This window comes from Rhodoblastus sp. (assembly GCF_019449565.1).
Lineage (GTDB): Bacteria > Pseudomonadota > Alphaproteobacteria > Rhizobiales > Beijerinckiaceae > Rhodoblastus.
In genome coordinates this window covers 22038-33890 of record NZ_JAGRPM010000082.1, presented here as the reverse complement: position 1 = coordinate 33890, position 11853 = coordinate 22038, and the positions used below count along the sequence as shown (strand labels likewise).

The window sequence follows — 11853 nt, the reverse complement described above, 5'->3', positions numbered from 1 at the left end:
GGTGGCGGCGGCGACGCTCTTTTCGAATTGCTCGGTATGAGCGGCGAGGGCCTCGACCGTGTGCTGGGCGGTTTCGCCGAAGCGCTGTTCGAACGCCTCGGTGTGGCTGAGCAGGGCGGCCAGCGGTGTTTCGGTAGCGGCGACGACGCTCCTTTCGAGCTGCTCGGTATGAGCGGCGAGGGCCTCGACGGCGTTCTGCGCGGCTTCGCCGAAGCGCTGTTCGAACGCCTCGGTATGGCTGAGCAGCGTGGCGAGCGGCGTTTCGGTGGCGGCTGCGACGCTTTGTTCCAGCCGCTCGGTATGAGCCGCAAGGGCTTCGACGGTTTGCAGCGCGGCTTCTCCGAAGCGTTGTTCGAACGCCTCGGTGTGGCTGACAAGCGCGGCGAGGGGCGCTTCTGTCGCATTGGCCATGCTGTGGTCGAGACGTTCGACCTGCGACGCGATGGCGTCGAGCGCGTGCTGGGTCGAGCCGGCCAGACGCTGTTCGAGATCGTCGGTATGGCCGAGCAGGGCCGCGAGATGGGTCTCGGTCGCGGCGATGACTCCGCGTTCAAGCCGCTCGCTATGCAAGATGATGGCTTCCCGCGCTTCGCGGGCGGTTGCGCCGAAGCGGGCCTCGAAGCCTTCGGTATGGCCCACCAGCCCGGCGAGCTGGTCCTGCGTCGCGGCGGCGACGGAGTGTTCGAGCCGTTCGCCTTGAGCGGCGATGGCTTCGATGGTGGTCTGCGCCGTCTGGGCGAATTGCTCGTGGAAGGCGTCCGTATGGCCGTTCAGGGCCGCGAGCGTTTCCTGCGTCGTCATGCCGACGGTCTTTTGCAGCCGGTCGACATTCTGGTTGAGCGCCGACTCGATCCGGATCGACTGCGATTCCAGCCGCTCGACGGCCGTGCCCGCGAGGGTTTCGAACTGCTGTTGCAGATTGTCGGTCTTCTCGCCGATCGCGGCGAGCGTGCCGCGCGTCGCCTGGTCCACCGTGTCGCGCAGATCGACCGTATGGCCGCTGATGGATTCGATGGCCTCGCTCGCGACGCGGGCGAATTGCTCGTTGAAGGCCTCGGTATGGCCGGCGAAGGCGACGAGCGTCTCGTTGGCGGCCTGGCCGAAGCTTTCGCGAAGGGTTTCCGCCTGGCCCGCGACGTCTTCCGCGGTCCTGGCGCTGACATGGGCATAGGCCTCACCAATGGCCGAGACATTGGCGCCGAAGTCTTCGATGGTCCGCTGCGCGGTCTCGCCGACATGGAGGCTGAACGCTTCCGCACGCGCGGTCAGCTCCTCGATTGCGGCCGCGGCCGCGGCGGAGAATTCCTCCGCCGAACGATGACGGTGGGTCTGGAGCGTGTGCGAGAAGGTCTCGCCCAGCGAGCCGAACAGGGCTTCGGCCTCGGCGGTCTGTTCGCTGAGTTTTTCGCGCAGCTGCGCGCCGGTCGCGGTGAGGGACTGCTGGAAGGCCGGTCCCTGGACGGCGACGAGATCGTGCAGACGCTCGGCGTGTTCCGCAAGCCGAGCGGCGAGCTCGTCGGAGCGCTGGCCGATGGTTTCGCCAAGCCGGACGCCGGCCTCGCCGAGGGTCTGCGACAGCAGGTCCGAACGCGATTGGGTCTGGTCGAGGAACGAGGCGGCGAAGCCGCGCAGATCGCCGTCGAATTTTTCCGCCCGCTCATCGATGGCGCGTGAGGTCTGCTCGCTCGACTGGTTGAAACGCTCAAGCAGGTTCTGCGCGCGCTCTTCGAGTTGGCGCAGCAAGGCGTCGCCGGAATTGGAAAAGGACTGCTCGACGCCGCCGCCCTTGTCCTCGATCGACCTTGCGATGCGGTCGCCGGTTTGCTCCAGCAATTCCGTGAGCTGTTTCGTCGCGGTTTCAAGCTCGCGCGAGACGGCCATATGGGCGCCGGTGAGGGCGGTGGAGATCTGGTCCGCGTTGGAGACGATCGATTCGCGCTCGCTCGACAGTTCGTTGAGCAGCATGCGGATGCGGCGCTCGTTGTCGCCATAGGTGCGCTCGAGCGAGGAGACCTCGGCGCGGACCATGGTTTCGAGTTCGCTGGCGCGGGCCAGCGCTCGCTCGATTCCGTCGCCCATGGAGGCGACCTCGCGGCGAATCGCCTGGCTTAATGTCACCACCTGCTCGGTGGCGATGGTTTCCGGCTCCGCGAGGCGAATCGCGACTTGCGCCATCGATCGGGCGGTGTGGCGCATCTCCTGCGCGCGACGCATCACCGAGCCCATTGAAAGGAAGAAGATGACGGGGCCGATGAGGGCGAATGCGGAAAGCGCCGCCGTCGGGCTGAACAGCGAGCCGGCGAAAGCAGCGCCATGGCTGAAGACGAAATAGCCGATCCACAGCCCGATCCAGGCCGCGGAGGCGATGATCGCAGCCGTGAAGGAACCGGATTCAGGGCGGGTTTGCAGGCTTTGCAGGATCTGGCCGACCGAGGGACGGTCGTCATTGGCGGGGCGGGGGCCTGACGGCGGCCGCTGTGGCTCGGCTTCCTTGGCGAACTGGGCGAGCTCGTCGGACGCCACTTCGGGCAGGCGCGGCTGTGGCGTCTCGGAGGCTTCCGGGCGCTGTGCGGGCAGGTGGAAATCGATCTTTCCCGCCTCCTGCGCGTCCTCGGCGGGTTTCGAGACTTCCTGCTCTACCGGGAGCCGAAGAGCATCCTCGATCGCCGACAACGCGGCAGCCGCGGGATCCTGAGCCTTGCTCGGTGTGGACATGTCCAATAGCCCTTAAAACTAACCAGAACGGACGCGACGCAGGGCGCCGACGCACAGTCAAAGCCCGCATTGAGCGGAAGTTAACCAAGTCTCACTCTACGCTCGCGCGATTGCGATGGAAACGGGCGCCCCCGAGGCTTTTGACAACGTCGTTAACGGACCTTTAGCCATATTTCCAGAAACAAACCAAACCGCCTGCAAAATAAGGGTTTGGTGAATTTTCTCAATGCAGGCTGGCGTTCAATGGATTTTGCGTTTTCGTCCCGTGTGACCGCGATTTCGCGGTCCGGCGGAAGCGGCGAGCGGCGGTTACGCGCCCAACGCACAAGAGTTTGGGAGAATCACATGGGTTTCACGGCTTACGAGGTCAATGGCCAGCATTCCGCAATGGAGTTGGGCGCCCGTGTGCAAAAGGCTTCGCCGATAGATCTCGTGCATTTGGCGCGCCAAACCATGGGCGACCGCGAGCTGGAAAAGGAATTGCTCGCCTTGTTCGACTGCCAGGCCGCCCAGATCGCGGATCGCCTGCGGCATGCCGAAAACGGGACGGCGAGCGCCGATCTCGCGCATAAGCTCAAGGGCTCGGCCCGCGCGGTCGGCGCAGGCGCTGTCGCCGCCGCCGCAGAAAATTACGAACATGGCGCGCGCGCCGGACTGCTACGCCAGGCCGACGCCGACCGCCTCGTTTCAGCCGTCGCCGAAGCGCGGGATTTCTTGCAGGAACTCGCCGCTTAAGCGAGAAATTCGACCACCGCCGCTCGAAACTCGTCCCGCGCCTCGACGCAGGAGAGATGCGCCGCGCGCAGGCGCAGGAGATGCGCGCCGGGCAGGGACCGCGCCAGCGCCTCGCCGAGTTGCGGCGGAGTCGAAGCGTCGCTCTCGCCGACGATCACCAGAACCGGACGCTGCGGAGCGGCCCGAATGGCGTCGCGCAAATCCGTATCCCGCAAAGCGGAGCAGCAGGCCGCATAGCCCACAGGCGGCGAGGCGCGGAGAAGATTTTCAATCGCGTCGAATTTCTTCGGCTGCGCGGCGCGGAAGGCCGGGGTCAGCCAGCGCTGAACCACAACCGGCGCAAGGGCCGCCATACCGCCGCCGCGCGCTACGCGGATGCGGCCGTTCCATCCTTCAGGATTGGGAAAAACAAAGGCCGTATTGGCGAGCACAACTTTTTCCAGACGCTCGGGGGCGTGGATCATCAGCCATTGGCCAATGGCGCCGCTCATCGACAGGCCGATGAAATGGGCTTTCGCGATTTCGAGCCTGTCCAGCAAGGCAAGGACATCGCCGCCGAGATCGCCAAGGCTGTAGGGACCGGGCGGAACATCCGATCCGCCATGCCCGCGCGCATCAAAGCGAACGACGAAGAATTTTTGCGCGAGAACGGGCGCGATATCGTCCCAGACGGTCAGGTCGCCGCCGAGCGGATGGGCGAGCACAACCACGGGTGCGCCGCGCGCGCCTTCGGTCACGACATTGAGCGACAGCGTCCCGACGTTCACTTTGGTCATCGGCCAAATCCTCAGAACAGCGGTTCAAATCAACTTCATGGCGCGCATGGAGCAATGGCCGTTGCGCCCCACGATCAAATGGTCGTGCAGCTTGACGCCGAGCGGCTTGGCAAGCGAGGCGATGGTTTCTGTCATGGTCACGTCGGCGGTTGAGGGAGTCGGATCGCCGGAGGGGTGATTATGGACGAGAATGAGCGCGCTGGCGTTCAGCTCCAGGGCGCGGCGGATCACTTCGCGGGGATAGACCGGCGTATGATCGACCGTGCCGCGCCCCTGGACCTCGTCGGCGACCAGACCGTTCTTCTTGTCGAGGAACAGGACGCGGAATTCCTCCGTCTCCCGAAAAGCCATCGCGCCACGGCAATAATCCAGCACCTGCGCGAAAGAGCCGAGTTCGAGTCTCTTGCGCATGGATTGTTTGGCGAGCAGCAGCGCAGCCGCCTCGACGATCTTCAGCTCCGCCACCACGGCATCGCCGACATATTCGACTTCCTTCAACCGCGCCGGCGCCGCCGCGATCACTTCGGCGAAGGAGCCGAATCGCTGTAGCAGCATTTTCGCGATGGGCTTGACGTCGCGGCGCGGGATCGCGCGAAAGAGCAGCAGCTCAAGCATTTCATAATCGTGCAGGCCGTCGGCGCCGCCCTTCATGAAGCGCTCGCGCAGCCGTTCGCGATGTCCGGCGTTGAACGAGTCCTTCGTCGGCGACTGGTTCAAAGGCGACTCCGGATCAGGCCGAAGTGGGCGTATAGGGCGGGCAATGCAGGCCGCGCGGCGAAGCCGTGAAGATCTCGCAGCCCTCCGCCGTCACCCCGATCGCATGTTCGAACTGGGCGGAGAGGGAACGGTCGCGCGTCACGGCGGTCCAGCCGTCGGCCAGAATTTTCACCTGCGGCTTGCCGAGATTGATCATCGGCTCGATGGTGAAGAACATGCCTTCGCGCAGGGTCACGCCCTGGCCGCGATGGCCGTAATGGAGGATGTTGGGCTCGTCGTGGAACAGCCGCCCGAGGCCGTGACCGCAGAATTCGCGCACGACGGAACAGCGTTCGGCTTCGGCGAAGGTCTGGATCGCATGGCCGATGTCGCCGGTGGTGGCGCCGGGCTTGACCACCGCGATGCCGCGCATCAGGGATTCATAGGTCACTTCGCACAGGCGCTGCGCTTTGCGCGGGACGTCGCCGATGTAATACATCCGGCTGGAATCGCCGTGCCAGCCGTCGAGAATATAGGTCACGTCGATATTGACGATGTCGCCGTCGCGCAAAGCCTTCGAATCGGGAATGCCGTGGCAGACAACGTGGTTGATCGAGGTGCAGATCGACTTGCGATAGCCGCGATAATCGAGCGGCGCCGGATAGGCGCCGTTGTCCATGCCAAATTCATAGGCGAGCTTGTCGAGCTCGTCGGTGGTGACGCCCGGCTGGGCGGCCTCGATCATCAGGTCGAGCGCTTCCGCGGCGAGACGGCCGGCCTTGCGCATGCCTTCGAAATCTTCAGGACCATGAATGCGGATATGGCCGGATTTTCGGCTCGGCGCGGCGTCTGCTTCGATAAAGGTCATTAGATTCTGCGGTTCCATTCTAGACTGCGGGACTAGCCCCATCGGCCCGCCTTGTTCCAGATTTAGCCCAAAGCGGGCGCGACGCAAGAGGCAGGGCGGCTCGATCCCCATTTCCGGGCGGGGGCCAGATTTACATTCGCCAGCCCATTTGCGACAAATTCAGGCTGGCCCGCAAGGCGGGCCGATCTTCGTCAAGGCGAGGGCGAAACATGATCCGGGTCGGGAAGAAATACCAGCACCTGGTCCATGGCGGCGGCTGCGCCTGCCATTTGCCGCAAATGGGCGATGTCACGCAAAGGCTGACGGCATTCAACCGGCGCGGCTTTCTCGCCGGGCTGACCGCGACCGCCGCCGCCATGGGCCTGCCGGGACCGTTGCTGGCGCAAGCTCCCGGGCGGCCTGGCCGCGTGCTGTTCCGCCAGTTGCGGCTGTTCGATGGCAAGACGGATTCGCTGCGCGACGGCGCGCAGGTTCTGGTCGAGGGAAATCGAATCGCATCGGTCGATTTCGCCGGTCACGCGCCGCCCGCAGACGCCAAAATCATCGATTGCGGCGGCCGGGTGATGACGCCCGGGCTGATTGACGCTCATTGGCACACTTTGTTCGCGGCTTTGCCGCTTCAGGCCCTGCTGACCGCCGACGCGGGCTATATCTATCTCGCGGCGACCGTCGAATCGCGCAACACGCTTCTGCGAGGCTTCACCACCGTGAGGGATCTCGGCGGTCTGGTCTTCCCGTTCAAACAGGCGATCGACGACGGCCTCATCGCCGGCCCGCGCATTTATCCTTCCGGCCCGATGATCACCACAACCGGCGGCCACGGCGACATGCGCGCCTTGTCCGACCTGCCGCGCATTCCGGGCGGCCCGCTCAGCGCGGTCGAGCGGATGGGCGGCGCCGCCATCGCCGACAATATTGGCGAGGTGCAGCTGCGCGTGCGCGAGCAATTGCTGCAGGGCGCCTCGCAATTGAAACTGGTCGCTGGCGGGGGCGTGTCATCGCCCCGCAGCCCGCTCGATATGACGACCTTCAGCGAGGCGGACCTGCGCGCGGCGGTCGATGTGGCGCGCGACTGGAACACCTATGTCGCCGCCCACGCCTATGCTCCGCGCACGATCAAGCGCGCTATTGCGGCAGGCGTCGCCTGTATCGAGCACGCTCATTTGATGGACGAGGAGGCCGCGCAACTGATGGCGGCGAAGGGCGTCTGGCTCAGCATCCAGCCCTTCCTCAGCGAGGACGACGTGCCGCCGATGGCGGGGCCGAGCCGCGCGAAGGCGCTGGAGGTCATCGCCGCCACGCCCGGCGCGTATGAACTGGCGCGCAAGCACCGCGTCAAGACCGCCTTCGGCTCCGACCTTCTGTTCTCCGCCGCCCTGACGCCGCGTCAGGGCAAAATGCTGACCCATCTGACGCACTGGTATTCCAATGCCGACATCCTGAAAATGGCGACATCGGCCAACGCCGAGTTGCTCGCTCTGTCCGGCGAACGCAACCCCTATCCGGGCAAGCTGGGCGTGATCGAGGCGGGGGCTTACGCCGACCTCCTGATTGTGGACGGCAATCCGCTGGAGAATATCGATTTGATCGCCAGGCCGGAAACAAGCCTCGCGCTGATCATGAAGGATGGCGCGGTCATTAAAAACGCCCTGCCGGTCTGAGCGGACGCCGGGCGATCCGGAAAAACTTGGCCTGGATTGCGGCTGCTGGTATGACCCTGCCATGCGCGTGATCCCAGCCAATGATTTGTCGCCTTTCGGCCGGCATCAGCCTTACGGCGCCCTGCGCCGCCTGCTGCATTTCACGCAGAATGCGGGGACCCACTGGCTCGGTCAACGCACAGCCCTTCTGGTGCGCCGCATGGGCCTTCGCCGTCTGCGCGCCCGGCCGGTCGATGTGACGGTGGAGACGCTCAGGGCCCGGATGCGGCTCTATCCCTTCAACAACGCCAGCGAAAAGCGCCTGCTGTTCACGCCGCAATTTTCCGACCGGGAGGAGCGCCGCTTCATCGCCGACCGGATCACGCCGGACATGACCTTTCTGGACATTGGCGCGGGCTGCGGGGCGGGCAGCCTGTTCGTAGCCCTGCGCGCCGGGCCGCGCGCCCGCGTGCTCGCGATCGAGCCGCAGCCGCTGCTTTTCGAGCGGCTGGTCTATAACCTGCGTCAGAATCCCGCCGCCACGGTGAAGGCGCTCGACTGCGCCATCGCCGATGTCGAAGGGCCGGTGAAGCTGTTCTATAACCCCTTCGACCTCGCCGAAACCTCGATGCGCATCGTCAATGTCGACACCGGCGGCGGCTCCTTCAATGCATCGGCGAAATCGCTTGCGACTTTGGCGCATGAAGAGGGCCTCACTCGCATCGACGTGATGAAGCTCGACGTCGAGGGCGCGGAAGATCTGGCGCTCGAACCTTTCCTGACCAGCGAGCCTGAATCTTTGTGGCCGCGCGCGCTGGTCATGGCCTATTCGCCCGCGAAATGGGACGTCAACCTGCTCGGCCTGCTCGAAAGCCGGGGCTATGTCCGGGTCGCGCGCACCCGGGTCTATGTGATGTATGAGCGAAAGGACGGCGGACATGACTGACAAGCGCGTCACCGCCGCCGTGATGGTGATCGGCGACGAGATTCTCTCCGGCCGCACCCGCGATTCCAACAGTCATTACATCGCGCATTTCCTGTTGCAGATCGGCGTCGAAACCCGCGAAATCCGCGTCGTGCCCGATATTGAGGAGGAGATCGTCGCCGCGCTCGACGCCCTGCGCGCCCGCTACGATTATGTCTTCACCACGGGCGGCATCGGCCCGACCCATGACGACATCACCGCCGATGCGGTGGCGAAAGCCTTCGGGGTCGAGATTTCGGAAGACCCGCGCGCCATTGCCCTGCTGCTGGAGCGCATCAAGCCGGAGGACCTCAACGAGGCCCGCCGCCGCATGGCGCGCATTCCGCATGGCGCGGCACTCGTCGCCAATCCGATCTCCAAGGCGCCCGGTTTCTGGATCGGCAATGTCATCGTGATGGCGGGCGTTCCGGCCATCATGCAGGCCATGCTCGACGACGTCGCGCCCAAGCTGGTCCAGGGCGCCCAAATCCTGTCCGAGACCATCGACGCTCCCGGTCTGCCGGAAGGCGCCTATGCCGCCGGGCTGACGACGCTGGCGAAGGCCTATCCGCAGGTGTCGATCGGCTCCTATCCCTCGCTGCGCGACGGCAAATTTTTCAACCAGATTGTTTTGCGCGGCCGCGACGCGGCTGTGATCGCCGAAGCCGCCGCCAAGGCCCGCTCCATGCTGGCGGAGCTCGCCTGAAGGATCGGCGCCGAAACGCCGTTGCGGCGCCATCCCAGGAAAAACGGGCGGCTCTCATGAAGCCGCCCGCGAATTTTACGACGAATTTTGCAATACCTCAGTCGCTCGGGTGACTGCCCTTCTTCATCGCGTCCAAAATGCCTGTGAGATTGTACGACTCGGGCGCCTGCAGCGGCGGGAACTCTTTGTATGAATAGAGTTGTTTCTCCCAGAGCTGCTGGCCGATCGGCAGCATATTCCAGTCGTAGAGGAAAGCGGTCACCGGACCGGCAAGCGCGCCGCCGAAGCCAAGGACCGTCTTCTGGCTTTCGCCGACAGCCTGCTCGAACGGGTCGCGCTTGATGTTCTGGACCAGGGTGAAGTGATAATTCACCAACGGCAGGATCCAGCCATCGGCCGAAGGCTGCGACATGGTGTAATACATCTTCCAGTTCTTGTAGCGCACCGCGGACGGCGTCGCTCCGGAGAAGTAGAAGAAGTGATCGCGCGCCGACTTGTCGGACTTGCCTTCGAGATAGTCGCGCTGGTCGAAGCCGTCGAGCGTGGTCTTGACAATGCCGGGATAGCCGCCTTTCTCGATCTGCTTTTTCAGCTCGTCGCCTTTGGCCCCGCCGGCGACGTCCACGAGCGTCGGCAGCCAGTCGAGCGCGGCGAACAACTGGTTCTTGACCGTGCCCGGCTTGATGTGGCCTGGCCAGCGAACGACCTGCGGCGCCCGGTAGCCGCCTTCCCAGGCCTCGCCTTTCTGGCCCTTGAAGGGCGTGACGCCGCCGTCCGGGAAGGTGATGGCCTCGGCGCCATTGTCGGTGGTGAAGACGACTATGGTGTTATCGAGTTGGCCCATGTCTTCGAGCTTTTTCAGCACATAGCCGATGTTGTCGTCCATCTGCTTCATGCCGGCTTCATTGACGCCCCAGTCCTTGCCGCCCTTTTCGCCGACCATGTCCATATATTTCGGCGGCAGCACGGTCGTGACATGCATGCGGGCCGGATTGTACCAGACGAAGAACGGCTTGTTGGTCTTCTTCGGGTCATTGCGGTCGAGGAAGTCGATGACATGCGACGAGATTTCCTCGTCCACGGTTTCGGACCGTTTCAGCGTCAGCGGACCCTCGTCCCTGCAGGTCTGGTTGGGCTCCGTTCCGTCGGAGGATTTGCACCACAGAACCGGACGCGGCGGCGTCAGGCAGATTGTCGTCATGGGGTCGACGGCGCCGGGGACTTCCGGCACGCCCGGAATCGGCGTGTTCTTGCACGGCGGCGCGACGGTCTGCTCGGTCGGGCTCCTGTTGATATCGGGGAAGCTCACCTGTTGCATCGCGTCGAGGTGGTAGAGATAGCCCCAATATTCCTCAAAGCCATGCGCGGTCGGCAAAGCGGCGGTGTGGTCGCCCAAATGGTTCTTGCCGAACTCGCCGGTGGAATAGCCAAGATCACGCAGGAACTTCGCGAGCGCCGGGGTGCCGGGCCGCAGATAGGACGGGCTGCCCGGCAATTGCGGAGGGATCATGCCCGTGCGCAACGGATACATGCCTGTGAAAAAGGCGTTGCGGCCGGAGGTGCAACTCTGCATGGCGACATAATCCATGAAGATCGCGCCCTCATTCCCGATGCGGTCGATATCGGCGTCTCGCCGACCATCAGGCCGCGATGATAGATGCTCGGCTGCATGAAGCCGATATCGTCGCCCATGATGAAAAGGATATTGGGCTTTTTGCTCTCCTGCGCGAGAGCGCACGAGGCCGTCAGCGCGAAGATTGAGCCAAGCGCACCTGCGCGCCAGACTTGCGAATTGCTTGAAATAAAACGCATTTTTGCGCTCCTCCCCAACAAAGCCAGGAACGATGTCACAATTGCTTAAAAATGCCATATCCTGGCCGACCAACGGTCATCCGAATTGTATGACGCGCCATTTCGGCTTGTCTATCGCCATTTTCGCAAGAATGGGTGGGATGCCGTTCCGGCCGCGCTAGTGCAGGATCTGCTTGAGGAAGGCCTGCGCGCGCTCATGCCGGGGCGCCGAAAAAAATTGTTCGGGCGGCGCAATTTCCACGATCTGGCCCTGATCCATGAAGATCACGCGGTCGGCGACCTGACGCGCGAAACCCATTTCATGGGTCACGACCATCATGGTCATGCCCTCGCGCGCCAGCGCGGCCATGGTGTCGAGAACTTCCTTGACCATTTCGGGGTCGAGCGCCGAGGTCGGCTCGTCGAACAGCATGATTTTCGGCTTCATGCAAAGCGCGCGGGCGATGGCGACGCGCTGCTGCTGGCCGCCCGAAAGCTGGACCGGATATTTGCCGGCCTGTTCGGCGATGCGGACTTTTTCCAGAATATGCAGGGCCTGCGCCTCGGCCTCGGCTTTCGGGACTTTCCGCACATTGACCGGCGCGAGCGTGCAATTCTCCAGCACGGTGAGATGCGGGAACAGGTTGAAATGCTGGAACACCATGCCGACTTCGCGCCGCACGCCCTCGATGCTGCGCAGGCTGTCGGTCAGCTCCACGCCATCGACGACGATTTGTCCCGCCTGATGCGCCTCCAGCCGGTTGACGCAGCGAATCAGCGTCGATTTGCCGGAGCCGGAGGGGCCGCACAGCACAATCTTTTCGCCAGCGGCCACATCGAGATCGACGTCGCGCAGCACATGAAATTCGCCGTACCATTTGTTGACGCCGATCATGCGAATCGCGGCTTCTGTCATGTGCAAGTCTCTGGCGTCGGTCTCGGTCGGGAAGAGGGAGTTCGTT

Annotated in this window: 9 protein-coding genes and 1 pseudogene; 4 read left to right on the top strand and 6 right to left on the bottom strand. The window is 64.0% G+C overall.

Annotation, left to right across the window (positions count from 1 at the left end; genetic code table 11):
- A partial coding sequence (locus QZ409_RS18550) for a hypothetical protein (RefSeq protein ID WP_296714287.1) occupies positions 1-2715 on the bottom strand: 2715 nt, incomplete at its 3' end.
- Between the two features lie 345 nt (positions 2716-3060).
- On the opposite strand from QZ409_RS18550, the gene QZ409_RS18545 reads away from it, so the two are divergent.
- On the top strand, positions 3061-3450 hold the full coding sequence (locus tag QZ409_RS18545; protein ID WP_296714285.1) for an Hpt domain-containing protein: 390 nt from the start codon (positions 3061-3063) through the stop codon (positions 3448-3450).
- Here QZ409_RS18545 and pcaD read toward each other — a convergent pair.
- From pcaD to map, 3 genes are read right to left on the bottom strand one after another with little or no spacing between them, the layout of a single operon-like run.
- Complete coding sequence (gene pcaD, locus QZ409_RS18540; RefSeq protein WP_296714283.1) at positions 3447-4226, bottom strand: 3-oxoadipate enol-lactonase; 780 nt, start codon at positions 4224-4226, stop codon at positions 3447-3449. The two genes, QZ409_RS18545 and pcaD, sit on opposite strands and share 4 nt — an antisense overlap.
- A gap of 24 nt (positions 4227-4250) precedes the next feature.
- The gene (gene radC, locus QZ409_RS18535; protein WP_296714282.1) at positions 4251-4943 is read right to left on the bottom strand and encodes a DNA repair protein RadC; all 693 of its coding nucleotides are present in this window, start codon (positions 4941-4943) and stop codon (positions 4251-4253) included.
- A gap of 13 nt (positions 4944-4956) precedes the next feature.
- Complete coding sequence (gene map / locus QZ409_RS18530; protein ID WP_296714281.1) at positions 4957-5790, bottom strand: type I methionyl aminopeptidase; 834 nt, start codon at positions 5788-5790, stop codon at positions 4957-4959.
- Positions 5791-5999: 209 nt separating this feature from the next.
- On the opposite strand from map, the gene QZ409_RS18525 reads away from it, so the two are divergent.
- From QZ409_RS18525 to QZ409_RS18515, 3 genes are all read left to right on the top strand, one after another.
- Positions 6000-7451 carry an amidohydrolase family protein gene (locus QZ409_RS18525; RefSeq protein WP_296714280.1) on the top strand — a complete coding sequence of 484 codons (1452 nt, stop codon included), beginning with the start codon at positions 6000-6002 and terminating at the stop codon, positions 7449-7451.
- A gap of 61 nt (positions 7452-7512) precedes the next feature.
- The gene (locus QZ409_RS18520) at positions 7513-8376 is read left to right on the top strand and encodes an FkbM family methyltransferase (protein ID WP_296714277.1); all 864 of its coding nucleotides are present in this window, start codon (positions 7513-7515) and stop codon (positions 8374-8376) included.
- A complete protein-coding gene (locus QZ409_RS18515) occupies positions 8369-9100 on the top strand; it encodes a molybdopterin-binding protein (protein ID WP_296714275.1) in 732 nt (243 codons plus the stop codon). The genes QZ409_RS18520 and QZ409_RS18515 overlap by 8 nt, the downstream gene beginning before the upstream one ends.
- 97 nt (positions 9101-9197) lie before the next feature.
- Here QZ409_RS18515 and QZ409_RS18510 read toward each other — a convergent pair.
- Both QZ409_RS18510 and QZ409_RS18505 read right to left on the bottom strand, forming a co-directional pair.
- Positions 9198-10912 (bottom strand): annotated as a pseudogene (locus QZ409_RS18510) (arylsulfatase).
- Positions 10913-11069: 157 nt separating this feature from the next.
- Positions 11070-11807: an amino acid ABC transporter ATP-binding protein gene (locus QZ409_RS18505; protein ID WP_296714272.1), complete on the bottom strand. Its 738-nt coding sequence runs from the start codon at positions 11805-11807 to the stop codon at positions 11070-11072.
- Positions 11808-11853 lie beyond the last annotated feature (46 nt).